Annotated in this window: 25 protein-coding genes and 1 pseudogene; 11 read left to right on the top strand and 15 right to left on the bottom strand. The window is 74.3% G+C overall.

The window, feature by feature from the left end:
- Window positions 1-79: 79 nt before the first annotated feature.
- From ACTJK8_RS11555 to ACTJK8_RS11535, 5 genes are all read left to right on the top strand, one after another.
- Window positions 80-322, top strand: coding sequence for a hypothetical protein (locus ACTJK8_RS11555; RefSeq protein ID WP_029361241.1), 243 nt, complete (start codon window positions 80-82; stop codon window positions 320-322).
- Window positions 323-510: 188 nt separating this feature from the next.
- Window positions 511-1,653, top strand: a complete 1,143-nt coding sequence (locus ACTJK8_RS11550; protein ID WP_012321213.1) for an ATP phosphoribosyltransferase regulatory subunit — start codon at window positions 511-513, stop codon at window positions 1,651-1,653.
- Window positions 1,650-2,642: an ATP phosphoribosyltransferase gene (gene hisG / locus ACTJK8_RS11545; protein WP_012321214.1), complete on the top strand. Its 993-nt coding sequence runs from the start codon at window positions 1,650-1,652 to the stop codon at window positions 2,640-2,642. The genes ACTJK8_RS11550 and hisG overlap by 4 nt, the downstream gene beginning before the upstream one ends.
- A gap of 12 nt (window positions 2,643-2,654) precedes the next feature.
- Window positions 2,655-3,506, top strand: a complete 852-nt coding sequence (locus tag ACTJK8_RS11540; protein WP_053622601.1) for a LysR family transcriptional regulator — start codon at window positions 2,655-2,657, stop codon at window positions 3,504-3,506.
- Window positions 3,507-3,613: 107 nt separating this feature from the next.
- Window positions 3,614-4,342 carry an aspartate/glutamate racemase family protein gene (locus ACTJK8_RS11535; protein ID WP_182178192.1) on the top strand — a complete coding sequence of 243 codons (729 nt, stop codon included), beginning with the start codon at window positions 3,614-3,616 and terminating at the stop codon, window positions 4,340-4,342.
- A gap of 32 nt (window positions 4,343-4,374) precedes the next feature.
- Here the strand turns inward: ACTJK8_RS11535 and ACTJK8_RS11530 are convergent, their stop codons facing one another.
- The 3 genes from ACTJK8_RS11530 to ACTJK8_RS11520 form a co-directional block, all read right to left on the bottom strand.
- On the bottom strand, window positions 4,375-4,734 hold the full coding sequence (locus ACTJK8_RS11530) for a lysozyme inhibitor LprI family protein (protein WP_116656152.1): 360 nt from the start codon (window positions 4,732-4,734) through the stop codon (window positions 4,375-4,377).
- A 73-nt stretch (window positions 4,735-4,807) separates the two neighbouring features.
- Entirely contained in the window at window positions 4,808-5,239 is a 432-nt protein-coding gene (hemJ, locus tag ACTJK8_RS11525) for a protoporphyrinogen oxidase HemJ (RefSeq protein WP_029361245.1), read from the bottom strand.
- A gap of 10 nt (window positions 5,240-5,249) precedes the next feature.
- Entirely contained in the window at window positions 5,250-6,416 is a 1,167-nt protein-coding gene (locus ACTJK8_RS11520) for a uroporphyrinogen decarboxylase (protein WP_043374596.1), read from the bottom strand.
- Window positions 6,417-6,915: 499 nt separating this feature from the next.
- Here ACTJK8_RS11520 and ACTJK8_RS11515 point away from each other — a divergent pair, with 499 nt between their 5' ends.
- Entirely contained in the window at window positions 6,916-7,746 is an 831-nt protein-coding gene (locus ACTJK8_RS11515) for a pyruvate, water dikinase regulatory protein (protein WP_012321220.1), read from the top strand.
- Between the two features lie 76 nt (window positions 7,747-7,822).
- On the opposite strand, the gene ACTJK8_RS11510 is transcribed toward ACTJK8_RS11515, so the two are convergent.
- The 9 genes from ACTJK8_RS11510 to ACTJK8_RS11470 all read right to left on the bottom strand — a co-directional run bounded on the left by ACTJK8_RS11510 (window position 7,823) and on the right by ACTJK8_RS11470 (window position 15,989).
- On the bottom strand, window positions 7,823-8,332 hold the full coding sequence (locus ACTJK8_RS11510) for a hypothetical protein (RefSeq protein ID WP_012321221.1): 510 nt from the start codon (window positions 8,330-8,332) through the stop codon (window positions 7,823-7,825).
- Between the two features lie 179 nt (window positions 8,333-8,511).
- On the bottom strand, window positions 8,512-8,955 hold the full coding sequence (locus ACTJK8_RS11505; RefSeq protein WP_063110123.1) for an EF-hand domain-containing protein: 444 nt from the start codon (window positions 8,953-8,955) through the stop codon (window positions 8,512-8,514).
- Between the two features lie 96 nt (window positions 8,956-9,051).
- A complete protein-coding gene (locus ACTJK8_RS11500) occupies window positions 9,052-10,347 on the bottom strand; it encodes a BatD family protein (RefSeq protein WP_041372392.1) in 1,296 nt (431 codons plus the stop codon).
- Window positions 10,341-11,261, bottom strand: coding sequence for a tetratricopeptide repeat protein (locus tag ACTJK8_RS11495; RefSeq protein WP_012321224.1), 921 nt, complete (start codon window positions 11,259-11,261; stop codon window positions 10,341-10,343). Before ACTJK8_RS11495 ends, ACTJK8_RS11500 begins: the two co-directional genes overlap by 7 nt.
- A gap of 13 nt (window positions 11,262-11,274) precedes the next feature.
- Window positions 11,275-12,204: a VWA domain-containing protein gene (locus ACTJK8_RS11490; protein ID WP_024828860.1), complete on the bottom strand. Its 930-nt coding sequence runs from the start codon at window positions 12,202-12,204 to the stop codon at window positions 11,275-11,277.
- 169 nt (window positions 12,205-12,373) lie between these two features.
- The gene (locus tag ACTJK8_RS11485) at window positions 12,374-13,411 is read right to left on the bottom strand and encodes a VWA domain-containing protein (RefSeq protein ID WP_012321226.1); all 1,038 of its coding nucleotides are present in this window, start codon (window positions 13,409-13,411) and stop codon (window positions 12,374-12,376) included.
- A complete protein-coding gene (locus ACTJK8_RS11480; protein ID WP_012321227.1) occupies window positions 13,408-13,887 on the bottom strand; it encodes a DUF4381 family protein in 480 nt (159 codons plus the stop codon). The genes ACTJK8_RS11485 and ACTJK8_RS11480 overlap by 4 nt, the downstream gene beginning before the upstream one ends.
- Window positions 13,888-13,923: 36 nt before the next feature.
- Window positions 13,924-14,805 carry a DUF58 domain-containing protein gene (locus ACTJK8_RS11475; protein WP_440761943.1) on the bottom strand — a complete coding sequence of 294 codons (882 nt, stop codon included), beginning with the start codon at window positions 14,803-14,805 and terminating at the stop codon, window positions 13,924-13,926.
- A gap of 146 nt (window positions 14,806-14,951) precedes the next feature.
- Window positions 14,952-15,989 (bottom strand): AAA family ATPase, encoded by a 1,038-nt coding sequence (locus ACTJK8_RS11470; RefSeq protein WP_024828857.1) that lies wholly within the window; start codon window positions 15,987-15,989, stop codon window positions 14,952-14,954.
- A gap of 233 nt (window positions 15,990-16,222) precedes the next feature.
- On the opposite strand from ACTJK8_RS11470, the gene ACTJK8_RS11465 reads away from it, so the two are divergent.
- Window positions 16,223-16,933, top strand: coding sequence for an MgtC/SapB family protein (locus ACTJK8_RS11465; protein ID WP_053622597.1), 711 nt, complete (start codon window positions 16,223-16,225; stop codon window positions 16,931-16,933).
- A gap of 79 nt (window positions 16,934-17,012) precedes the next feature.
- Here ACTJK8_RS11465 and ACTJK8_RS11460 read toward each other — a convergent pair whose 3' ends face one another.
- Window positions 17,013-17,345, bottom strand: coding sequence for a hypothetical protein (locus ACTJK8_RS11460; RefSeq protein WP_024828856.1), 333 nt, complete (start codon window positions 17,343-17,345; stop codon window positions 17,013-17,015).
- A 302-nt stretch (window positions 17,346-17,647) separates the two neighbouring features.
- Between ACTJK8_RS11460 and ACTJK8_RS11455 the strand changes: the two genes are divergently transcribed.
- From ACTJK8_RS11455 to ACTJK8_RS11445, 3 genes are all read left to right on the top strand, one after another.
- On the top strand, window positions 17,648-18,508 hold the full coding sequence (locus ACTJK8_RS11455) for a C40 family peptidase (protein WP_024828855.1): 861 nt from the start codon (window positions 17,648-17,650) through the stop codon (window positions 18,506-18,508).
- 136 nt (window positions 18,509-18,644) lie between these two features.
- Entirely contained in the window at window positions 18,645-19,646 is a 1,002-nt protein-coding gene (gene ispH, locus ACTJK8_RS11450; RefSeq protein ID WP_012321233.1) for a 4-hydroxy-3-methylbut-2-enyl diphosphate reductase, read from the top strand.
- Between the two features lie 119 nt (window positions 19,647-19,765).
- Window positions 19,766-20,731 (top strand): homoserine kinase, encoded by a 966-nt coding sequence (locus ACTJK8_RS11445; RefSeq protein ID WP_029361204.1) that lies wholly within the window; start codon window positions 19,766-19,768, stop codon window positions 20,729-20,731.
- A 253-nt stretch (window positions 20,732-20,984) separates the two neighbouring features.
- On the opposite strand, the pseudogene zwf reads toward ACTJK8_RS11445, so the two are convergent.
- Window positions 20,985-22,509 (bottom strand): annotated as a pseudogene (zwf, locus tag ACTJK8_RS11440) (glucose-6-phosphate dehydrogenase).
- Window positions 22,510-22,799: 290 nt separating this feature from the next.
- Between zwf and ACTJK8_RS11435 the strand changes: the two are divergent.
- Entirely contained in the window at window positions 22,800-22,928 is a 129-nt protein-coding gene (locus tag ACTJK8_RS11435; protein WP_268821211.1) for a hypothetical protein, read from the top strand.
- Between the two features lie 193 nt (window positions 22,929-23,121).
- On the opposite strand, the gene ACTJK8_RS11430 is transcribed toward ACTJK8_RS11435, so the two are convergent.
- The gene (locus ACTJK8_RS11430) at window positions 23,122-24,597 is read right to left on the bottom strand and encodes an efflux transporter outer membrane subunit (protein ID WP_280517578.1); all 1,476 of its coding nucleotides are present in this window, start codon (window positions 24,595-24,597) and stop codon (window positions 23,122-23,124) included.
- Window positions 24,598-24,633 lie beyond the last annotated feature (36 nt).

Raw genomic sequence — 24,633 nt, 5'->3', positions numbered from 1 at the left:
CGAACCGCGCCCCGAACCGCGCGTCGAACGCAGGGGCTCCGGCGGCGTTGTCGTCGGTCGGTGCCGCGGAGATGTCGGGATGCGCGCGAAGATCCTCGTCCTGTCGGCCGGCCTGATCTGCGCCGGCGCGGGACCCGTCTGGGCCGCGCGGCCGGTCCTCGGCCGGCTGCCCAGCGCCGTCGCGCAGGCCACGCCCGGGACCGGCAGCGCGCCGATCCTGAGCGCCGGGATCGCGGGGGCGCCCGCCCTGACCGTGCTCGCCCGCCGCAAGCCGACCCGGCGCCCGCGCGGCGCGCGCCTCGGCAGCCTCCGGCCGCTCTGAGGCCGCTCTGAGGCCGGTCACGTCCTTGATTCCGTAGCGGATAGCGGGTCCCGGCGCGGGACTGCGCAGTCCTGCGCGGCGCGCCGGCGCGGCGCCGCGGCACGTCTCGCCGCGCCGAGTGTCGCCAAGTCCGGTCGCGGTTGCTACAGAGCGCCCGCGAGGTGGATTGCCCCGCGAGGTGGATCGCGATGACACGACCGGAGGCGGGCGAGACGGGGGCGGGGGACGCGGCGCGCGCGCGGCTCTCCGCGCATCTGGCGGCGGCGGGCTACCGGCCGGTGACGCCGCCGGTGCTGCAACCGCTGGAGCCGTTCCTCGAACTGTCGGGCGAGGATATCCGCCGGCGGATCTTCGTCACCCAGGACGCGGGCGGCGCCGAGCTGTGCCTGCGGCCCGAGTTCACCATTCCGGTCTGCCGCCTGCACCGGGCGGAAGCCGACGGGCAGGCGGCCGATTACAGCTATTGCGGCCCGGTCTTCCGGCTCGCCGCCGACGAGCCCGACGAGTTCTTCCAGGCCGGCATCGAGTCGATCGGGCGGACCGACACGCCGGCGGCCGACGCCGAGGTGCTGGGCCTCGCCCTGGAGGGCCTCGCGCTGTTCGGCCGGACCGACCCGGCGGTGCGGCTCGGCGACATGGGCCTGACCGTGGCGCTCCTCGACGGGCTCGCGGTCCCGCCCGCCGCCAAGCGCCGGACGCTCCGGGCGCTCGCCGCCGGGCGCTCGCTGGACGCCGTGACCAACGGCGCCGAGGGCACCCGTCCGGAGGATCCCCACGCCGGCCTGCTGGCGGCGATCCAGGGCCAGGACCCGCGCGGGGTGCGCGCCTTCGTGGAGGACGTGCTGGCCATCGCCGGGATCTCGGCGGTGGGCGGGCGCAGCGCCGGCGAGATCGCCGAGCGCTTCCTCGCCAAGGCCGCCGCGCAGGCCCATGGCGGGGCCGGGCTCAACGCCGAGAACCGCGCGCTCCTAGACCGCTACCGGGCGATCGCCGGCCACCCGGACGCCGCCGCCCGCGACCTGCGGGCGCTCGTCGCCGACGCGGGCATCCGGCACGACGCCCTCGCGGCCGCCCTCGACCTGTTCGAGGAGCGCACCGGCTTCATCGCGGCCCGCGGCCTGCCGATCGAGCGCTTCCGCTTCCAGGGCGGCTTCGCCCGCAACCTCGACTACTACACCGGCTTCATCTTCGAGGTGACCGAGCGGGACGGCCCGACCCTGGTCGGCGGCGGCCGCTACGACGGCCTGCTCGGCCATCTCGGCAGCCCGGCGCCGCTGCCCGCGGTCGGCTGCACCTTCTGGATCGAGCGCGTGGCGGGAGCCGGCCGATGAGTGCCTCGGACGCGGCCGCCATGCCGCTGATCCTCGCCGTCCCGTCCAAGGGTCGCCTGCAGGAGAATGCCAGCGCGTTCTTCGGCCGCGCGGGCCTCAAGCTCGCGCAGGGCGCCGGCGCCCGCGACTACCGGGGCAAGCTCATCGGCGTCCCCGACGTCGAGGTGCGCTACCTCTCGGCCTCCGAGATCGCCGCGCAGCTCGCCTCCGGCGCCGCCCATCTCGGCGTCACCGGCGAGGACCTGATCCGCGAGACCCTGCCGGACGTGCGCGGCCAGGTCGAGCTGCTGACGCCGCTCGGCTTCGGCAACGCCACCGTGGTGGTGGCGGTGCCCCAGGCCTGGATCGACGTGCGCGACATGTCCGACCTCGACGAGGTCGCGGCCGGCATGCGGACCCGTCACGGCCGGCGCCTGCGCGTCGCCACCAAGTACGTCAACCTGACCCGCCGGTTCTTCGCCGAGAAGGGCGTCGCCGATTACCGGATCGTCGAGAGCCTGGGCGCCACCGAGGGGGCGCCGGCCGCGGGCTCGGCCGAGATCGTGGTCGACATCACCACCACGGGGGCGACGCTCTCGGCGAACGCCCTCAAGGTGCTGGACGACGGCATCATCCTGCGCTCGGAGGCGAACCTCGTCGCCTCGCTCAAGGCGCCCTGGGGCGAGGGCCAGCGAGCCGCGCTCCGCACCGTGCTCGGCCGCATCGCCGCCGAGGAGCGCGCCCGGACCACCCGGGAGGTGCGCGCCGCCCTGCCGGAGAGCGGCACGATCGACCTCGCCACCCTGGCCGGCCTGCACGAGGCCGAGCTGCCCTACGGCGCTCCGCGCGCCCCGGACGGCGAGATCGTCCTGCGCTGTCCCGAGGCCGCGGTGTTCGAGCTGGCCGGCGCCCTGGTCGAGGCCGGCGCGCGGGCCGTGACGGTGCGGCGGGTCGACTACGCCTTCGCGGCCGAGAACCCGCTGGCGGAGCGGCTGCTGGCGCGGCTCTGAGACCGTCGCGCGATGGAGCTGAAATGGCTCGAGGACTTCCTGAGCCTCGCGCGCACCGGCAGCTTCTCGCGCTCGGCGGTCGAGCGCCACGTCACCCAGCCGGCCTTCGGCCGCCGCATCCGGGCGCTGGAGGGCTGGCTCGGCGTCGCGCTGGTCGACCGCAGCACCTACCCGACCGCGCTGACGCCGGAGGGCCGGCTGTTCCTGGAGACCGCCGAGGAGACCGTGCGGCGGCTCCACGCCAGCCGCGACGCGCTCCGGGCCCGGATCCGGCCGCCGCCCCGGACCGTGTCGGTGGCGGCGCTCCACACCCTGGCGCTGACCGTCTTCCCGCGCTGGTTCCGGGACGTCGAGGCCCGCACCGGGCCGCTCGGCAGCCGGCTGCTGCCCGATGATTTCCACGCCTGCGTGCAGGCCCTGGCCGAGGGCGGCTACGACCTGCTGCTGACCTACCACCATCCGCTGGTGCCGATCCCCCTCGACCCGGCCGCCTTCCCGCACCTCGCCATCGGCCGGGACAGCCTCGTGCCCGTGCACCGGCCGGGGCCGGCCGCGGACCGGCCCGGGCTCGGCTATCCCCGGGACTCGTTCCTGGGCCGGGTCGCGGCGCTGGCCGGCGACGGGGTGGCGGCCGCCCACGTCAACGAGAACGCCATGGCGGAGGCCCTGAAATTCATGGTTCTTGAAGGCCACGGCCGCGCCTGGCTGCCCGAGAGCCTCGTCGCCCGCGAGCTCGCCGACGGCAGCCTCGTGGCGGCCGGGCCGGGCACGGCGCTGGAGATCCGGCTCTACCGCCGGGCCGGCCGCGGCGGCGCGGTCGAGGCGGTCTGGGCCGCGGCGGCCGCCCTCGCGGCCGAACCCTAGGAACCGCCGCACGCCCCGGTGCCGGATCGGCATGGCCGGTGCCGACACGGCATTGGATTCCCGCCCCGCCGCGGCCCATCAGGGCGTCGCGACGGTCGGAGGCGGCGATGCTCGGTGTACTCGGCGGGATGGGCCCGATGGCCACGGTGGACTTCCTGGCCAAGCTCGTGCGGGCGACGCCCGCGGGGCGCGACCAGGACCACATCCCGACCCTGGTCTGCTCGGCCGTCGACATCCCCGACCGCGCCGACGCGATCCTGGGCGCCGGCCCGGACCCGCTGCCGGCGATGCGCGCCGCCCTGGCGCGGCTCGAGGCCGGCGGCGCCACCCGGATCGCGATCCCCTGCAACACGGCCCATCACTGGCACGCGGCGCTGCAGGCGGGGACGGCCCTGCCGATCCTCCACATCGTCGACGCCGTGGCCGAGACCCTGGCGGGAGCCGGAACCGGCGGCCGGATCGGCCTGCTCGCGACCGACGGCACCCTGCGGGCCGGGCTCTATCCGGACCGGCTGGCGCGGCACGGCCTCACCTGCCTCGGGCCCGATCCGGAGGGTCAGGCCGCCGTGGCGGCGGCGATCCGCCTGGTGAAGGCGCACCGGGTGGCCGAGGCGCGGCCGCTCCTGGAAGCGCAGGTCCGGGCGCTGGCGGAGGCAGGCTGCGACCGGGTGGTGATGGCCTGCACGGAGATCCCGATCGCGCTCGCCGGGAGCGACCCGTCGGGCCGGCTGGTGGACGCCACCGAGGCGCTGGCGCGCGCCTGCGTGGCGGCGTGCCGGCCGGATCAGCGGCCGGCGTGCGGCGCGCAGACCGCGGCGCTGCCGCGCGCGGCCTGAGCGCGCTCACGCGCGGTCCCGATCGGGCGCCCTCACGGGCCCTGCTTGGCGAACTCCGCCAGGACCCCGCGCAGCACCTTGAGCCGGGCGTCGTAGGCGGCCGTCAGGCAGCCGACGTCGCCGCCGCAGGCCTGCCGCTCCTTGAGCCACGCCTCCTGGTCGTCGCGCAGCTTGGCTTGGCCGCCCATCGGCAGCACGCTCTTCAGGATCTCGAACCGGGTCGCCATCTCGACGTCCCGGTCGTTGAGGGGGAGATGCGCGCAGATCGCCCTCTCGTCGGGGGCCTCGGCCCTGTCGCACGGGAAGCTCGCCGCCCGGGCGGGCGGCGCGGTGATCGCGGCGGCGACCGGACCCGCGAGGGCGGCGAGGGCGAGGACGAGGGGCTTCGACATGGCCTCCCAACGGACCGGCGGCGAAAAGGCTCCGGCCGCCGGGGCAGACGCCTGGGATCACGGGATCCCGGGATCAGAAGCCCGGCTTGACGATCGCCAGGATGACGATGCCGATCATCAGCAGCGTCGGCACCTCGTTGAGCACCCGGTAGAACTTGTGGCCGCGGGTGTTCCGGTCGGCGGCGAAATCCTTGACCATCCGGGCGAGCCAGCCGTGGATGCCCGACATCGCCAGCACCAGCACGAACTTCGCCTGCAGCCAGACGCTCGCGTAGAAGCCGCTCATCCAGGCGAGCGCCAGCCCGAACGCCCAGGTGGCGATCATCGCGGGGTTCATGATCGCCTTGAGCAGGCGGCGCTCCATGACCTTGAAGGTCGCCGACTGCGCCTCCGCGCCGGGCGGCAGGCTCGCGTGGTAGACGAACAGCCGGGGCAGGTAGAGCATCCCGGCCATCCAGGCGATCAGGCTGATGACGTGGAGGGCCTTGATCCAGTCGTACAGCACGCGCCCGACCTCAGCCCTGGCCGCGCAGCCGCGCGAGCATCCGCTCGACATGGGCCACCGGCGTCTGCGGCGTGATGCCGTGGCCGAGGTTGAAGATGTGCGGCAGGCCGGCGGTCGCCTCGAGCACCGCGTCCACCGCCGCGTCGAGGGCCGCGCCGCCCGCGATCAGCGTTTCGGGATGCAGGTTGCCCTGCGTCACCGTCGCGGCCGGCACCGTCTGCCGCAGGGCCTTCAGATCCACGCCCCAGTCGACGCCGACGGCGTCGGCGGCGGTCTCCGGCACCACCCGGGCGTGGCCGTCGAGGCCCGAGCCGCGGGCGAACACGATGATCTTGGCCCCCGGCACCCGGGCGCGGACGCCCGCCACCATCCGGGCGATCGGCCGCAGCGACCAGCGGGTGAGGGCGTCCGCCGCGGCCGCACCCGGCAGGGCGCTCTCGGCGACGTCGCCGACGGGCTCGACCGTGCCGCCGGGAGCCGGAACGGCAAGCGGCAGGGTGCCGGCGTGGGACTCGAAGATCTGCACCGCGTCGGCGCCGGCCTCGAGCTGGCGCACGAGGTACTCGGTCTGCACGGCGACGAGGCGGTCGATCAGGGTGTCGACCAGGGCGGTGTCGCCCTCGGCCAGCGCCCGCGCGGGGGCGAGGTCCGGCGTGCCGCGGCCGCCGATCATGTAGCTCGCCACCGTCCAGGGGGCGCCGCAGAAGCCGAGCAGCGTGGTCTCGCCCGGCAGCTCGGCGCGCAGCCGCGTCACGGTCTCGAAGACCGGCGCGAGGTGGCTCATCACCGCCGGGTCGCCGGCCTCGCGCAGGCGCGCGAACGCCGCCCGTCCGTCGAGGGGATCGAGCCGGGGGCCCTCGCCCTCCACGAAGCGCACGTCCTGGCCGAGCGCGTGGGGGACGACCAGGATGTCGGAGAACAGGATCGCCGCGTCGAAGCCGAAGCGGCGGATCGGCTGGAGCGTCACCTCGACGGCGAAGTCCGGGCTGTAGCAGAGGTCGAGGAACGAGCCGGCCTCGGCGCGCGTCGCCCGGTATTCCGGCAGGTAGCGCCCGGCCTGGCGCATCATCCAGGCGGGGGGCGGCCCGATCGCCTCGCCCTCGAGGACGCGCAGCACCTTGCGCTCGGACGTCGTCCCGGACGTCTCCCGCTCGGGCTCGCGCTCCGTCCCCGTCATGGTCGCTCCCATCCCGTATCCCTCACCCCGCATGCCCGTCGGCGGGCGTCCTGTCGAGTCGAGGCGCGCCGATCCCCACACAGGCCCCTTCGAAAAGATAAGAGAGAATCTTGGAGTCTGTTTTTTCTCTTGGGGGGCCGAATCTCGGGGGCACAAAAGCGTCCACAGGCGGTCCCCGCCGCCGCGCCGTTAACGGGGCTTTAAAGGATTTCCGCCAACTTGCGAGAACCGGATGGTCCGACAGCGCCTTGGCAACGCCGAGTCGTGTACGGGCGCCGGATTCGCGACCGATTCGTCCAGAGAGCCGGATTCGGCGCGTCCCGATCGTCTGCCTGTGAACGGCGGAGTCGACAGCGCGCACCGGGATCGCCCTGGACCGGCCCGGCGGGGCATCCTATCCACACTCATCGACTCCCCTGGCGGCCGGCGGTGGACAACGTGGGCGCCGCGCGAGGCGGCCGCACAGTCGGCCGAGAGGTCGACCGCAGAGGCGATCGGAATGGGCCGCAGCTACTTCCACCTCCACCTCGTCTCCGACTCCACCGGCGAGACGCTGATCAATGTCGGGCGCGCGGCCGCCGCCCAGTACGAGGGCGTGTCGGCGATCGAGCACGTCTACCCGCTGGTGCGCTCGGCCGCGCAGCTCGACCGGGTGATCTCGGAGATCCGGGCCGCGCCGGGCCTCGTCCTCTACACGCTGGTGGGGGGCGATCTCGGCGAGCGGCTGGAGGAGGTGGCCCGCGAGACCGGCTCGCCCTGCCTGTCGGTCCTGCGGCCGGTCCACGACCTGCTGCGCGCCTATCTGGGCGCCGAGACCACGGCGCGGCCCGGCGCCCAGCACATGCTGAACGCCGAGTACTTCAAGCGCATCGACGCGATGAACTTCACGCTGGCCCACGACGACGGCAACCTGCCGGACGATCTGGAGGAGGCCGACGTGATCCTGCTCGGCGTCAGCCGGACGTCGAAGACGCCGACCTCGATCTACCTCGCCAATCGCGGCCTCAAGACCACCAACCTGCCGCTGGTGCCGGGCATGCCGCTGCCGCCGGCGATCGAGCGGGCCCGCAAGCCCCTCGTGGTCGGCCTGTTCGCCTCGCCGGAGCGCATCGTGCAGATCCGGCAGAACCGGCTGTCGAGCCTGAACGCCGACGAGTCGTCCCTCTACGTCGACCGGTCGGCGGTGGCGGACGAGATCACGATGTCCCGCCGGCTGTTCACCAAGAACCGCTGGCCGACGATCGACGTGACCCGCCGCTCCATCGAGGAGACCGCGGCCGCGATCGTCGACCTCTACCGCGACCACCGGCTGAAGTTCATCGCGGACTGAGACGGGGTCTCCGAAGGGCTCAGCCCTTCGGCGGGGTCCGGGGCGGTCCGCGGGTCGGTTCGCGGAGCCGCGGGCCTCAGCGCGCGAAGGCGAAGTGGCTGCGCTGCTCGATCTGGGCGGCGTAGAAGTCCTCGACGACCTCGCGCACCACCTCGGCCAGCTCGTCGCCCCGGTGCTCGTCGAGCTGGATGTCGCTGCCGACCGTCCGGCCGATGGAGCAGCTCGCCGCTCCCGGCACGAGGCGCTCGTTGTAGCGCTGGTTCAGGCCCGAGACCGAGATGTAGTTGCTGCCGCCGAGTTCCGGACCGTACTTGATCTTGATCTTCTGCTCGGACTCGGTGCCGCGCAGCTGCGCGCACAGGCTGATGAAGTTGTCCTGATCGATCTTCGCCTCGAGGCCGGTGATGCTGCCGTGCACGTTGTCCTCCTCGTTGAGGACCTCGGCCATCAGGTTCAGCACGCCCATGACGGGCTGAAGCGCCCGGGACCCGTCCTCGAGCAGCTTCCGCCGGAAGTCGTTGCTGCGCTCGTCGGCCGCCTGCAGCCGCGCGCGGAACCTGTCCTTGACCTCGTTGGCGCGTGCCATCGCGCTCCTCCCTGGTGGTTCACCCGATGCTTTGCCGCTCGGATAACCGAAACCTACGAGGCCAATTCAGATGACGCAAGATAGTGCAAAATATTGATGCCTGCTCAGAACGTGAGCCGTTGCACAGGAATAATACTTGCTCATGAACTGTGCAACGGCGACGGGTCCGGGAAGCGGGCTTACTTCAGGAGCTGCAGCAGGCTGCGCCCCGCCGGGGACTTGAGCTCCCTGGCGTCGAGGGTGCCGTCGTTGTCGGGATCGGCCGCCTTGAAGCGCTGATCGACCAGGGCGAGGTACTCCTTGCGGTCGAGCGTGCCGTCGGAATCGGTGTCGGCGGCCTTCAGGTCCTTCTTGCTGAGCCGGCCCTTCAATTCGTGGGCGTCGACGGTGCCGTCCTTGTCGGTCTCGGCGGCGTCGAAGACCTTGCCGGCGGCGGCCTGGGCCTCGGCGAGGTCGATCGTGCCGTCGTGGTCGGTGTCGACCATCTTCAGCGCGCGCTCGGTGCCGGAGGACCGGGCGAGGGCCGCCGACGGCAGCGCGGCCGGCAGGACGAGGGCGGTGACGAGGACGGTTCCGAGGGCGACGGTCGCGGCGCGGGCGGATCTGTGCGGGGTCGCGGGCATGGGGATCTCCGGTGGCGGTCGGTGCCGGCAGCCCAAATCACGATCCCGGCGGGCGTTCCCGCCCGCGCCTTCACGAGCTGCGGAGCCGCGCCGCGCTCAGCGGACCGGGCCGTCGAGCGGTGCGAGCCGCTCCGGCGCCGGAGCGGCGGCTTCGCCCGGCTCGGCGCGCGACAGGGTCCGGGAGAGGGCCCGGAGATCGGGGACCGGAGCGCCCGCCGCGCCGAAGACCGCCCGGTCGAGGGCCGCGAAGGCGGCCGCGAGGTCGGGCCGTGCCCGCCAGGTCCGGGCGAGGTCGGGGGATTCCCGCAGGGCCGCGTCGAGGGCCGCGCGGAACCGGGCGGGGTCGCCGGCGCGGGCCGCCGCGCGTAAGGAGCGCCGCGCCGCACCGGAGAGGCGCAGGCGCGGCCGTCCGAGGCCGAAGCCGATCAGCGCGAGGCCCAGCCCGAAGGCGGCGAGCGCCGCGGCGGCGACCACGAGGGGCGAGGGGATCGCGGGGGGCGCCCGCTCGGTGTCGCGGTCGGGCAGGCCGCCGCCGATCTGCCGGGCCGGGATCTCGGTCTCGCGCATCGTGCGGGTGTTGGTGTCGAACCACGGGATCGCGATCGCGTCGAGGGGGATGATCTCCGGCACGCCGGGCTTCACGTCCCACTGGTAGGTGGCCCGGGCCACGGGGCCCGAGGGCGTCAGCAGGGTCTCGCGGGTGACGGGCCCCGCGAAGGTGATGATGCCGCGGGTGCGCATGACCGGCCGGGGCGGCAGGCCCTCGGCGACCATGCCCTGCGCCTCCAGGGTGACGATCCGGCGGGTGGTCTCGCCGACCTTGATGGTCTCGGGGTCCGGGCTCCAGGAGTCGGTGATCGCCACGTCCTTGGCGGGCAGCCACCAGGGCTCCTTGGCGTCGGGGCCGCCGGTGGGCTCGGTCCACGACGCGACCGGGAAGGGGATCGGCTTCGAGCGGACCTCGACCACCCGCCGCTCGCCGACATCGTTGACGGTGAGTTTGTGGACGAACGGCTCGATGGTGAACTGGCCGGCATGGTGCGGGAAGACCGCCACGGTGCGGTCGAACGCGATGGCGCTCTGGCCGTCGGCGAGCTTGGTCCGGCTCCAGTGGTCGCGGCCGAGCTGCGTCCAGGAGAAGTTGGCGAGGGAGGGCTGCACCACCTCCTCGAGCAGGATCGGCTGCTTGTAGACCCCGTGGATCTTCAGCAGCACCATCTCGCGGGGGAAGGGGGCGCTGTTGCCGTTGAGCTCCGCGGTCACCGTCAGGGTGAGGTCGCCCGGCTCGATCTCGGCCCGGGCGGGCAGGGGGGCGGGGAGGGGGGCGAGGAGGGGGGCGAGGAGGAGGAGGGCGCGGACGCGCCTCCCGGAAACCCCGAGAAAACTCACCACGGGTTGCTCCCGGCGGGAATCGCGGTGCCGGCCTCGACCCGGCGGGTCTGCTCGGCGCGCAGGCGCAGCTTGAGATAGCGGCCGGGATCGTCCGGCAGGGTCTGGAGCCAGAGCCGGTCCGGGCGGATCTCGTGCGCCTCGAAGCTCTTGGTCACCCGGCGGACCTCGCGCTCGGGCGCCTCGGCCACCATGGCGGCGCCGCCGCCGGTCCGGCCGCGTCCGGCCGCGTCGCCGGCCGAGCCCCGGGCCTGGCCCTTGCCGGCGTCGATCGACTGCTGCTCGGCCTTGCCGCGGCGCGCGACCTTGCTGTTGCCGGGCAGCGACGCGCTGGCGTTAGACTCCTTGTTGCCGGCGAGGCCCTCGCCGCTGGAGGCGGCGTTGATGTCGTTGTTCTGGTCCTGATTGGCGGTGTTGTTGTAGCGGGCGCCGTACTGGGCGGTGCCGTTGGCGATGCCGCCGCCGGGCCCGCGGTCGATCACCTCGGCGCGCATCCGCGCGATCAGCGAGCGGTTGGCCTGGGCGTCGGCGTCGCGGGGGTTGAAGCGCAGGGCCTCGTCGTAGGCCGCGAGCGCCCCGTCGAGGTCGCCGGCCTTGGCCAGCGCGTTGCCGAGATTGTAGCTCGCCCGACGGCCGCCGGCGCGGAACAGCGCGATCGCGTCCCCGTAGCGGCCGGCCTCGTAGAGCGCGGCGGCGCGCCAGGCCGGATCGACGAACACGTCCGCGGCGAGGCCCGGCAGGCCGAGGCCCATCAGCAGCCGGCCGAAGCCGGTGCGGGGCTGCGAGACCGCGAGCAGCGCCAGGAGGCCGATCCCGGCGAGGGCGAGGCCGGCGACGCGGGCGAGACGCCGCCAGCGCGGCGGCAGGCCGGCCCGGAGCGGGGCGGCGAGGCCGGTCTCGGGGAGGGTCAGCCGCATCGGGCGCTCCGCATCACGCGCTCCTGCGGAACAGCAGCAGGGCCGGCAGGGCCGCCAGCAGCAGCAGCCAGCGCCCGAGATCCGCGTAGGCCAGGACGCCGTAGCCGCCCGCCGCGAGGTGCTGGGCGAGGCCGGCCCCGACCGCGTCGAGCACCGGGCCCGGGGTCGCGATGTCGGCGGTCGTGCCGCCGCCGGCCCGGGCCAGGGCGTCGAGGGCGGTCCGGTCGGGCTTCGGGGCGCCGGGCGGCAGCGGCTTGTCGGTCGGGACGAACAGGGCCTGGAGCCGCCAGCCGTGCTCGGCGATGGCGCGGGCCTCGCGGGTGGCGGCCTCGCCGACGCCGTCGCCGTCGCTGATCAGCACCACGTCGGCCGCCACCACGTTGGCCTCCGCGAGGGTGCGGCGGGCCAGCGCCAGCCCGCGCTCGGGGTGAGAGCCGCGGTCCGGCACCGTGTCGGCGTCGAGGGCGAACAGCGTGGTGCCGAGGCTGTCGCGGTCCGTGGTCGGGGAGGCGGCGAGGTAGGCGTCGCCCGCGTAGACCACGAGGGCGACCGGACGGGTGCCGGCGGCCTCCGCCACGGCGGCGGCGGCCTGCCGGACGCCCTGGAGGTTGCCGCCCTCGGTGACCGAGCGCGACAGGTCGACGACGAGCACGGTCTCGTCGAGGTTGCGGAAGGTGCGCCCGTCGGCGCGCTCCACCGCCGGGCCGGTGAGCGCGAGGGCGATCAGCCCGGCCGCGAGCGCCGCGGCGCGGTTCGCCTGCCGCCGTCCGCCGAGCACCGCGCCGGTCCGGGCGAGGTGGGCCATCAGCGCCGGGTCGACCGCCCGGGCCCAGTCGCCGAGCGGCGCCGAGCGCCACGCGGCGCGGAGCGCCAGCAGGGCGACGACCGGGATCGCCAGGAACCACCAGGGGCGCAGGAGGGCGACGGCGTCGAAGGCGCTCATCGGGCGGATCCTCCCGACCAGACCACCGCATCCTGAGATGCCGGAGCGCGGCGGAGGCCTCGAAGGAGCCCTCCAGCCAGACGCGCGACGTCCGGAGCCCTCCTTCGAGGCTCGCCGCACTCGCACCTCGGGATCAAGGGGGCGGTCGGACAGGCGCGGTAACGAACCATCACGCCCCCCTCCGGCTGGCGAGCAGCGCCGCGGCGGCCAGCAGCGCCAGGGCGGCCGGCCAGGGCCACAGGTCCCGGCGGAGCGGCAGGGGCGGCGCCAGGGCGCGGCCGCCCTCCAGCCGGTCGATGGCGTCGGCGACCCGGACGAGGTCCTCGGTGGTGCGCACCCGGAACGCCTCGCCGCCGCTGGCCCGGGCCATGTCGCGCAGGGTCTCGGTGTCGACCACGTCCTGCTCGCCGTCGGCGTCGGCCATGTCGCGGGGGCCCAGCGCGATGGTGTAGACCTTGATGCCCAGCTCCCGGGCGAGCTCCGCCACGTCCTTGGGGGCGGTCTGGCCGGCATTGTTGGCGCCGTCCGAGAGCAGGATCACGGCCTTCGCGGGCTTCTCGCCGGGCTTGCTCCCGGACGCGGCCTCGCCCCCCGCGTCCCGCGGGTCCAGCCGGCGCAGGGCGAGCCCGAGGCCGTCGCCGATGCCGGTGGAGCGGCCGCTGATGCCGATCGTCGCCTCGTCCAGCGCCCGGGCGACCGCCGCGGTGTCGAAGCTCGGCGCCGCCGCCACGTAGGCCTGGTCGGCGAAGATCACGAGGCCGATCCGGTCCCCGGCCCGGCGCCGGATGAAGTCGGTGCCGACGCGCTTGACCGCGGTGAGCCGGTTCACGGTCTCGCCGTCGAGGGCGAAGTCGCGCCGCTCCATCGAGCCCGACAGGTCCATGGCGATCATGATCTCGCGGCCCGAGGCCGGGAGCGCGGCCGCCGGCATGACGAGGCGCGGGCCCGACAGGGCCGCCACCAGGGCGATCCAGAGCGTCCAGGTGAGCAGGGCCCGCCGCCGGCCCCGGGCCGCGCGGTCGGCGCCCGAGCGCGCCCCGGCCACCAGGGTGGCGGGCACGCGCAGGGCGCCGCTGCCGCCCTCCGGCTCCGCGGGGATCAGGCGCGCGGCCAGCAGCGGCAGGGGCAGCGCCAGCAGCGCCCAGGGCGCGGCGAAGTCGAAGGCCGACAGGAGCGCGCTGAGCCACGCGGGCAGGACGCCGCTCATGCCCGCAGCCGCCCGATCAGGCGGGCGAGCGCGGCGTCGAGGGCGTCGAGGTCGGGATCCTGCCGCCGGTACAGCCCGTCGGCGAGCACCCGGCCGGCGCCCCGGGTGAAGAAGTCGGTCCGGAACAGCCCGTCGAGCCGCGTCGCCCACGCCGCGCCGGTCGCCCCGGTCCCGGCCCCGCCGGACCGGTCGAGGGACCGGTCGAGGCGGCGCAGCAGCCGGGCCTGGGCGAGGAGGCGCGCCTCCGGGCCGAGGCCGCGGCTCCGGGCGAGCTCGGCGAGCGCCGCCCGGCGCAGGGTGTCGCGCGCCCGGCCGCGCCCGTAGCGCACGAGCCCCACCAGCAGGGCGGCGAGGAAGCCCAGGGCGGCCGCCGCCACGACCTCGCCCTGCACGGCGCCCGCGGCGCCGCCGGGCAGGTGCAGGCCCCGGAGCTGGTCGAGGGACAGGGGGATCTCGGCGGGCACGACCGGATTCATCGGATTGCGCCGCCGATCGGGTCGCCGGGTCCGGCCTCACAGCACCGCATCGAGGCGCTCCATGAGCGGCGCGTAGGCCTCCGGGCCGGTCTCGACGTCGAGGCGCACGCCCGCGATGCCGCGGCGGGCGTAGGCGGCGAGCCGGGCCTCGGCGGATTCCCCCGCCGTCCCGGCCCCGGTCGGCGGCACGGTCGGCAGCGCGGTCCCGCGGCGGCCATCCGAGAGGGCGAAGGGGTAGTAGCCCGGCGGCCGGGCGCGCTCGAAGGCGTCGCTGACCAGGATCAGCCGGATCGCGATCCGCTCGGCGAGCAGGGTCAGGAGCTCGTCGAAGCCCGGGCCGGGATCGTCCAGGGCGCTGGCGATGACGAGGTGGCCGCCGGCCGGCAGCAGGCCGCGGGCGAGGGCGAGCGTCGCCTCCAGGGGCGGCTCCGCGCGGGTCGGCGCGCCGGTCTCGGCCGCCAGCGCGTCGGCGTGGGCCTGGGCGAGGGCGCCGGTCACCGCGATCATGGCGCGCTCGCCGCCGGCCGGCCGCAGCACGGTCGGCGCGCCGGCCGAGGCGACCGCGAGGCCGACCCGGCCGCCGTCGGCGGCGACCCGCCAGCCGAGCAGCGCCAGGGCCTCGGCGGCCGCCACCGAGCGCAGGGCCCTCCGGGTGCCGAACAGCATCGCGGGCCGGAAATCGGCGAGCAGCACCACGGCGCGGTCGCGCTCGTCGTGGTGGGTGCGGACGTGCAGCTGCCCGGTCCGGGCCGTGGCGTTGCGGTCGATGAACCGGCGGTCGTCGCCCTCGGACCAGAGCCGGACGTCCTCCGGCTCCGAGCCGCGCCCGCGGCGCCGGGTGACGATGCCGCCGGGCAGGCCCGCCAGCGTCCGGGTGGCGGGCGCGGAGCCCCGCCGGGCGAGGTGGCGCAGGCCCATCAGGGCCTCGCCCGAGAGGTGGATGCCGTGCCCGGCGCGATCCCGCCCGGTCCCCTGGGCGGGGAGGGCGGCCCCGGCGGTCGGGCCAAGCTCCCCCGCGGCGGCGGGAGGGGATCTGCGGCGCGCCTGCCCGAACCCGAACACCGTCAGAGCGCCCGCACCCGCTGCACCAGCTCGCCGACGAGGCCGCGCGCCGTCCGGCCCTCGGCGGCCGCCCGCCAGGTCAGGCCGATGCGGTGGGAGAGGGCGTCGCGGGCCAGCTCCGCGACGTCCTCGGGCGTGACGTGGTCGCGTCCCCGCAGCCAGGCCCGGGCCTTGCCGGCCATCATCAGCGCCAGGGTGCCCCGCGGCGAGGCCGGGTGCTCGATCATGGCGCGCAGGTCCGGGGCGGCCGCGTCGGTGCGGGTCGCCGCGACCAGCCGGACGAGGTAGTCCTTGAGGGCCGGCGACACGTAGGTGGCGAGCGCCGCCTCCCGGGCGGCGCGCACGTCCGCGAGCGACAGCCGCACGGTCATCGCGTCGACGTGGTGGGTGATCTCGCCCTCCACCAAGTCGAGGATCGCCCGCTCGGTGGTCTCGTCGGGCATGTCGACCACGACGTGGAGGAGGAAGCGGTCGAGCTGCGCCTCCGGCAGCGGGAAGGTGCCGGCATGCTCGATCGGGTTCTGGGTCGCCACGACCATGAACGGGTCGGAGAGGCGGTGCGTCGCGCCCGAGACCGTCACCTGCCCCTCGGCCATGGATTCGAGCAGCGCCGACTGCACCTTCGGGGGCGCGCGGTTGACCTCGTCCACCAGCACGAGGGCGTGGAACAGGGGGCCTGGCAGGAACTCGAAGGTGCCGCTGTCCTGGCGCCACACCGTGGTGCCGGTGAGGTCGGCCGGCATCAGGTCCGGCGTGCACTGGATGCGCGCGAAGGAGCCGTCGAGGCCGTCGGCGAGCCGCTTGACCGCCCGGGTCTTGGCGAGCCCCGGCGCGCCCTCGATCAGCAGGTGGCCGCCGGTCAGGAGCCCGATCAGCAGGCGCTCCACGAGGCCGGCGCTGCCGATCAGGCCGCGCTCCAGCCCCTCGCGCAGCGCCATGACGCGGCCGTGCAGGGCGGCGTCGGGAGCGCCGGTGGGCGCATGGTCTGGCGCGCTGTCGGGCCGGCGTTCGGCGAGGGCGCCGCTGGTGGCGCCGCTCATGCGGAGAACGTTCCGGTGCGGACCGAATCCGCCCGTCGGGCCTTATCCTGGGCCGTGTGCTGCATCCTGCACGTCTCCTCGGCCGGGTCCCGGATTCTTAAGGGATCCTCAGGCTCTTGCCGGTGTGCCCGCTGCCCGGTGCGGCCGTCAATCCCGCTTCGGACACGCTTTCCGGTCCCGGCCGGGCCATGGTGTCACGGTTCCGTCACCTCCCCGCTTTCATGAGACGGTGGATGACCAGCTACGCCGCCCTCCCCGAAGAACTGAAATCCGCGATCGGCCTGCTCGTGGCCTTCGTGCTGGGCACGATCATCGGGGCCGAGCGGCAGTACCGGCAGCGCACCGCGGGCCTGCGCACGGCGGTGCTGGTCGCGGTCGGGGCCAGCGCCTTCGTGGATCTCGGCATGCGCCTGACCGGCCCGGACGGGGGCGTCCGCACGGTGGCCTACGTGATCTCGGGCATCGGCTTCCTCGGCGCCGGCGTGATCATGAAGGAGGGCATGAATGTCCGCGGCCTCAACACGGCCGCGACCCTGTGGTGCTCGGCCGCGGTCGGGGCCTTCTGCGGCGCCGACCTGCCCCTGGAGGCGGTGTTCGTGATGGTGACGGTGCTCGCCTGCAACACGGCGCTCCGGCCGCTGGTGAACGCCATCAACCGCGCGCCGATCCGGGAATCCGCCACCGAGGCGACCTACGAGGTCCAGGTCACCACGGCGCCCGGCGAGGCCGGGCCGGCCCAGGACATGCTGGTGGAGCGCCTGGAGGCCGCGAACTATCCGGTCGGCAGCGTCGAGATCGAGGAGCGCGGCGAGAGCGCGGTCGACGTGGTGGCGACGCTCACGGCCAGCGCCGTGAAGGCCGAGGAGCTCGACGCCGTGACCAACGCGCTGGCCCGCATGCCGGGCATCCGCCACGCCACGTGGTCGGTGCAGACCGCCGACTGAGCGCGGTCGAGGGCCAGCGGGCCGTCCGTCCGCCGGGTGCCCCCTCCGGCGGGTGAGGCGGGGCGGTGCCCCGGGGCCGTCAGCGGCGCGGGTCGAGGGGCCGGCTGCGGCGCTCGATCACCACGGTCGGGCGCGTGCGGCGCTCCACCACCACGGTGCGCGGCGCCCGGCTCGGGCTCGCCTGGGTCAGGATCCGCTCGGGGGCGCGCTCCGGCTTGACCTTCTTGGCCGCCAGGACGTGGGGGCGGACCTCGTCGGCCGGCAGGCCCATCAGGCCGGCGGCGATCTCGACCTGCTGCTCGACGTCGTCCGCGAGGTCCTGCGCGGCGGCGACCGCCTCGCTCACGGTGGGCGGCTCGCGGCGGACGCGGATCGGCGGCAGGTCGGCGAAGCTCTTCTGCGTCTTCTTCACGGGGCGACTCGCAGTCTTCATGCACCAGACATAGCGCCTTCCGGGCAGGTTGTGCAGTGCATCAAAAACGTGTGATGGGCGCCTCCCGCACATGTCTCGCGTCCGGGCGACGCGGATACGAGGCCGGCTGCCGCGGCCTTGTGCAGCCTCGGGCGTTCGGTGCCCGTTCAACCGGGCCTCGCGGCGATCCCGCGGGCAGATGCCGGCCGTCCCGGTCCGGGCGCGCCCGTGTGCGTCATAGTGGCGCGGCGTGCGGGGCCCGCGCTTACCCGCGCTTCAGCCCGGCATGGTAGGATCCGCCCATGACCGAGAGCCTCGATCCCCGGCTGACCCCGGCCCGGCCGCACGTCGCCGATCTTCGCCTGCGGGACCGCGTCGCGGCGGCGCGCTACGTCGCCGGCACGCCGCGGCGGGTGACCGCCCCGTCGGCGCCGCTGCGCCGCGCGCCCGCCGCCGACGCGGGGCTCGACACCGAGGCGCTGCTGGGCGACGCGGTCGATCTCTACGACGCGGCGGACGGCTACGCCTTCGTGCAGCTCGCCCGCGACGGCTACGTCGGCTACCTGCCGGCCGACAGCCTCGGTCCGGTCGATCCGGAGCCGACGCACCGCGTCACCGCCCTGCGCACCTTCCTGTATCCCGAGCCGGACCTGAAGCGGCCGGTCCTCGGCCATCTCAGCCTCGGCGCCCGCCTCGCGGCGACGGGGGAGGCCGGCGCCTACCTGGAGACGCCGGGAGGCTACGTGTTCGCCCGCCACTGCGCGCCCGTCGACGCCCGCGCGCCGGACTACGCGGCGACGGCCGCGCGGCTCGCCGGGACCCCCTATCTCTGGGGCGGCCGCACCAGCCTCGGGCTCGACTGCTCCGGCCTCGTGCAGCTCTGCCTCGACGCGGCGGGGCTGCCCTGTCCCCGCGACGCCGACATGCAGGAGCGGGCCCTCGGGCAGGCGCTGCCCTTCGACCCCGCGCGCCCGGACTTCGCGGGCCTGCGCCGGGGCGACTTCATCTTCTGGCGCGGCCATGTCGGGCTGATGGGCGATCCCGAGACGCTGATCCACGCCAACGGCCACCACATGGCGGTCGCCGCCGAGCCGCTCGCCGAGGCGGTCGCCCGCATCGCGGCGCACAGCTTCGGCGCTGTGACGGGGATCCGGCGGCTCTGAGGGGGCCGGCGCGGGTCCCATTGCCGCGGCAATCGTGCTACAGACGGGCCACGGAGCGGCTCCGCTTCCCTCTTCCCGCCCGGTTCCTGGGCCAGTCCTGTTGACAGGACAGCCCCGCCCTCGCCACATCCCCCGCATGACCGCCGATATCGCGACCCCCGAGCCCGCCCCGGGCACCGCCGGCAAGCCGCCGCTGGAGATCCTGCTCTGCGCCCCGCGCGGCTTCTGCGCCGGCGTGGTGCGGGCCATCGACGTCGTGGAGCGGGCGCTCGCCATCTACGGGCCGCCCGTCTACGTCCGCCACGAGATCGTGCACAACAAGTACGTCGTGGAGAGCCTGAAGCGGAAGGGCGCCGTGTTCGTCCGCGAGCTCGACGAGGTGCCGGACGGCGGCGCCCCGGTGATCTTCTCCGCCCACGGCGTGGCCAAGACCGTGCCGGCCAACGCTGATTCGCGCGGGCTGACCACGATCGACGCCACCTGCCCGCTGGTGACCAAGGTCCATCGCGAGGCCGAGATCCACCACAAGCGCGGCCGCCACGTGCTGCTGGTCGGCCATTCCGGCCATCCGGAGGTCGTGGGCACGATGGGCCAGCTGCCCAAGGGCTCGATCACCCTGGTGGAGGATCTCGAGCAGATCGCCGCCCTGACCCCGGACAATCCCGACAACCTCGCCTGGGTCACCCAGACGACCCTGTCGGTCGACGACACCCGCCACATCGTCGACGCCCTGAAGAAGAAGTTCCCGAACATCACCGGGCCCCATAAGGACGACATCTGCTACGCCACCACCAACCGCCAGGAGGCGGTGAAGCAGGTGGCGCCGCTGGTCGACGCCCTGATCGTGGTCGGCTCGTCGAACTCGTCGAACTCGCAGCGCCTGCGCGAGGTCGCCGAGCGGGTGGGCTGCCCGATCACCCGCCTCGTGCTCCGCGCCGAGGAGATCGACTGGCCGGCCTTCGAGGGGATCCGCAAGCTCGGCCTCACGGCAGGCGCCTCGGCCCCCGAGGTCCTGGTCGAGGAGATCATCGACGCCTTCGCGGCCCGCTACGACGTGATGGTCGACACGGTCTCGACGGTGATCGAGGACATGGTCTTCCCGCTGCCGCGGGAGCTGCGCAGCGAGGCCGCCGAGTAAGGCGGTCCGGTCGACGGCGCGGGACCGACGCCTCGGTCTCGGGGCGCGCGGCAGGCTTTGTGCGGGGGCGCTTCGGCGCCCCTTGCCGTATCGAACTTCCGACATCAGAGCGCAGACACGTGGCCGTCTACACCGAGGTATCCGACGCGGCGCTCGCCGAGTTCCTGTCCGCCTACGCGATCGGCAGCCTGCTCTCCTTCAAGGGCATCGCGGAGGGTGTCGAGAACTCGAACTTCTTCCTGCACACCACCGAGGGCGCCTACATCCTGACGCTCTACGAGAAGCGCGTCCGGGAACAGGACCTGCCGTTCTTCATCGGGCTGATGGAGCACCTCTCGGCCCGCGGCCTCGCCTGCCCGCAACCCGTGCGCGACCGGGCCGGCCAGGCCCTCGGCCAGCTCTGCGGCCGGCCCGCCGCCATCGTGAGCTTCCTGGAGGGCGTCTCGGTCAAGGCGCCGGGCGCCGAGCATTGCCGGGAACTCGGCCGGGCGCTCGCGGAGCTGCACGCCGCCGGCCGGGACTTCCCGATGGTGCGGGACAACAACCTCTCGGTGTCCGCGTGGCGCCCGCTCTTCGCGCAAGCGGAGGCCCAGGCCGATTCGGTCGAGCCCGGCCTCGCGGCGCGCACCCGGTCGGACCTCGCCGTCCTGGAGGCGCACTGGCCCCGGGACCTGCCGGGCGGCGTGATCCACGCGGACCTGTTCACCGACAACGTCTTCTTCATCGGCGACGCCCTGTCGGGCCTGATCGACTTCTACTTCGCCTGCACGGACGCCTTCGCGTACGACCTCGCGGTCTGCCTGAACGCGTGGTGCTTCGACCCCGACGGCACCTTCCACCGGGACATGGCCGCCGCGCTGATCGCCGGCTACGAGGCCGTGCGGCCCCTGGAGGCCGCCGAGGTCGCGGCCCTGCCGATCCTGTGCCGGGGCGCCGCCCTCCGCTTCATGCTCACCCGGCTGGTCGACTGGCTGAACGTGCCCCCGGGCGCCCTGGTGAAGCCGAAGGACCCGCGGGAATTCGATCGCCGGCTCACCTTCCACCGGCAGGCGCGGGACGCGCGGGATTACGGGCGGGCCGGCTGAGACGCGGATGAGCCGGCGACCCGCCGAACAACCGGGTCGATCCGTCTGCCACGACCAGTTTGACAGGGCCTAAACCCCGTCACCGCGGGCGCAGCGTCGTGCAGGGTCGCGCGACGCCCGTCGCCGTGGCGCTGCCCTGCATCGCTTCGCTGCGCGCGCACTGACGGCTGGGCCGCAGGAGGCGGCCGCACCGCTTCGGGAAGGGGAGGCGCGGGACCGCCGACCCTCGCGTTCGAGCGAGTCGTCGGGCCGCTCAGTCGGTCTCGCCGTCCAGCCCCAGCCAGTGGCGGCCGTCGCGGGCGAGCAGCGCGTCGGCCTCCGCCGGGCCGGCGCTGCCCGCGGGGTAGAATTTCACCTCCGCCTGCGGCCAGCCCTTGAGCAGGGGATCGACCGCCGCCCAGCCGGCCTCGATGTTGTCGGCGCGCTGGAACAGCGTCGCGTCGCCGGTCATGCAATCGTAGAGCAGCGTCTCGTAGCCGACATTCGGCCGGTCGGCGAAGAAGTCCTTGTAGCGGAAGCCGGAGCGCACCCGGCCGATCTTCATCTGCGGCCCCGGCACCTTGACGTTGAACTCGGTGCTGACCCCGTGATCGGGATCGATCTGGATCCGCATCACGGTGGGCCCGAGGTCGGCCGTGGGCGTGTCCTCGAACATCTTGAACGGCGCCGGCTTGAACAGCACGGCGATCTCGGTGCGTCGCCCGGTCATGCGCTTGCCGGTGCGGACGTAGAACGGCACCCCGGCCCAGCGCCAGTTCTCGATGTTGAGCTTCAACGCGATGTAGGTCTCGGTGACCGAATCCTTCGCGACGTGCGGCTCGTCCCGGTAGGCGGGCACGTCGCGCCCCTCCGAGGTGCCGGCCGTGTACTGGCCGCGCACCGCGTCCTCCGGCGGGATCGGCTTCACGGCCTCGGCGAGCTTGGCCTTCTCGGTACGCACGGCCTCCGCGTCGAAGGAGTTCGGCGGCTCCATGGCGACCATGCAGAGCAGCTGGAACATGTGGTTCGGCACCATGTCGCGCAGCGCCCCGGTCGGCTCGTAGAAGCCGCCCCGCTCCTCGACGCCGACGGTCTCGGCCGCCGTGATCTGGATGCTGTCGATGTATTCCCGCCGCCAGACCGGCTCCAGCAGGCCGTTGGCGAAGCGGAACGCCATGATCGACTGAACGGTCTCCTTACCCAGGAAGTGGTCGATCCGGTAGAACTGGCTCTCGTCGCCCTGGCGGAGGATGCGGGCGTTCAGCTCCCGGGCCGAGGCCAGATCGGAGCCGAACGGCTTCTCGATGACGACGCGGCGGAACGTTNCCCTCCTGCTTCAGCAGGCCGGCCTGCCCGAGCCCGTCCACGATCGTCCCGAAGAAGCGCGCCGCCACCGCGCAGTAGAACACCGCGCTGCCGGTGACCCGCTGCTTCACGGCCGCGTAGGTCTCGGGCTTCTCGAAATCGCCCTTCAGGTAGTGGAGCCGGTCCCGGATGAAACCCCAGCTCTTCGGGTCGATGTGGTCGGCGTGGAACTCCGAGGTCGGGTCCTTGCTGAACGCCTCCAGGGTCTGGGTGAGATTCTCGCGGAGCGACTCGTCGGTACCGTCATTGTGATCGATGCCGAGGATCGAGAAGCCCTCGGACAGGAGGCCCGCCCCCGCGAGGTTGTAGAGCGAGGGCATCAGCAGGCGCTTGGTCAGGTCGCCGCCGGCCCCGAAGATCACCAGCGTGCAGGGCGGCGCCGGCTGCGTGCCGCAGGCTGCCGTGTCCTTGAGGGCTGTCGTCGGCTCGGCCATCCCTGACTCCCGTGTGACTGCGGTGCAGCAAACCGGCCTGACAACCCGCCGCGGCGGGGCCCGTTCCGGTGCCCCTCGGGCTATGCCGCGCCGAGTCTAGGATCAAGGAACCCCGCACGCATACCCTCTCCGTCGAGCCCCGGGCGCACAGCCACGCCTTCCCGGGTGACCGGCACGATCTGCCACGCCGCCGGACCGGGGCGGTCGCCGCGCGCGGCCGTCGCGAGATTGGCGGGGATCGTCGGCGGCGCGTGCCTCGGCTCGATGGCCCTGGGGCCGACGGCTGGCGCTTGTCGACCCGCGCGCCGGTGCTGGGCATCGCGGCGCTCGCCTACCACCTCGCCCGGCGCCACGCGGACGATCGCCGCTTCGGCATCGGCAGGTTCGGCGACCTGGCGCCTTCGCCAGCGCCCTGCTGATCGGCGCCGAGAGCCTCGACCGGCTGCGGCACACGGTGACGATCGGCTTCGATCAGGCGATCCCGATCGCGGTCCCGGGGCTCGCCGCGAACCTCGCGAGCGTCCGGCCGCTGCACGATGACCACGGTCACCGCTCAGGACGAGGGTGCGGGTTGGACGCTCCGGGCCGCACCATCACGCGGCCCGCCGGCCGCTACTCGTCGGGGCGGACGGCCTGGCCGCCGCGGTCGATCGGCAGGCTCGGACCCTTCAGCTCGGAATCGCTCGGCAGGGCGCGCACGTCCCAGCCGCCGCCGAGTGCCCGGATCAGCGTGACCGCCGCGGTGAAGCGGCTCAGCCGCACCTGGAGGGCGTTGACCTCGTTGTTCACGAGCAGGTTCTGGGCGGTCACCACCGTGGTGAAGTTCTGGGTACCGGCCCGGTACTCGTTGAGCGTGATCTCCACGGCCTTGCGCGACAGGTCCACCGCGGTGTCCTGGGCCCGCTGCTGCTGGCCGAGGATACGCACGGCCGCCATCTGGTTCTCGACCTCCGCGAAGGCGGCCAGCACCACCTGCCGGTAATTGGCCACCGCCGAGTCGTAGCCGGCCTCGGCCGAGCGCAGGGCCGCCGTGCGGGCGCCGCCGTCGAACAGCACCTCGCTGCCGGAGGCCGCCACCGACCAGACTTGGTTGGCCGCCGAGAGCAGGCCGTTGCGGGTCGCTCCCGAGATGCCGCCCTGGGCCGAGATCGTCACGGTGGGGAAGAAGGCCGCCACCGCGACGCCGATGCGCTCGCTCTGCGCCTGGACGAGGCGCTCGGCCTGGGCCACGTCGGGGCGCCGCTCCAGCAGGTCGCCGGGGATGCCCACCGGCACGCCCGGCGGGTTGCGCGGGATGCCGGCCACCGGGATCGACACCTCCGAGGGCGGGCGCCCGATCAGCGTGGCGATGGCGTTGACGTACTGCACCCGGGTCAGCCGCACCGCGATGGCCTGGGCCTCGATGGTCTGCACCTGGGTCTGCGCGGTGATCACGTCGGAGCGCGCCGCCACGCCGGCGGCGTACTGGTTCTCGGTGATCGCCAGGGTTCTCTTGAAGTTCTCGACATTCTCGTCGAGCACCTTCTGGAGGGAGTCGGCGTAGCGCACCGTCAGGTAATCGGCCGCGATCTCGGCCTGGATACTCAGCCGGGTCAGCGCGATCGTGGCGGCGTCGGACTGCGCCAGGGCCGCCTCGCTCTCGATGGTGCGGCGGGTGCCGCCGAACAGGTCGAGCTCCCAGCTCGCCTGGCCCAGCAGCGACACGTTGGTGCGCGTGGCGGTGCCGCTGCCGGTCCGGGTGATGCTCGGCGCGCCGATCACGGTCGGGTACAGGGCGGCCTGCGCGGAGGCGACGAGCGCCCGGGCCTGCCGGTAATTCGCCACCGCCTGCCGGAGGGACTGGTTGTCGACGTCGACGAGGCGGATCAGGCGGTCGAGAGCCGGATCCTTGAACACCCGCCACCAGTCGCCGCGCTCGACGGCGTCGCTCGGCCGGGCCTCGCGCCAGCCCTTCCTGCGCGCCGCGACGTAGGCCGGGCTGTCCTCCCGGACGCCGCCCTGCTTGTAGGCGAGCGGCGTCTCCACGGAGGGCCGGGTGTAGTCGGGCCCGACCACGCAGCCGGTCATGAGGGGGGCGGCGAGGAGCAGGGCGGCGAGGGCGTGAAGCCGACGATCGGTCGCAAG

The sequence above is a fragment of the Methylobacterium sp. 22177 genome (assembly GCF_052045615.1).
In the GTDB taxonomy this organism is placed as follows: Bacteria; Pseudomonadota; Alphaproteobacteria; order Rhizobiales; family Beijerinckiaceae; genus Methylobacterium; species Methylobacterium radiotolerans.
The sequence above is the reverse complement of the archived record's forward strand: the minus strand, read 5'-3'. Positions and strand labels throughout refer to the sequence as shown.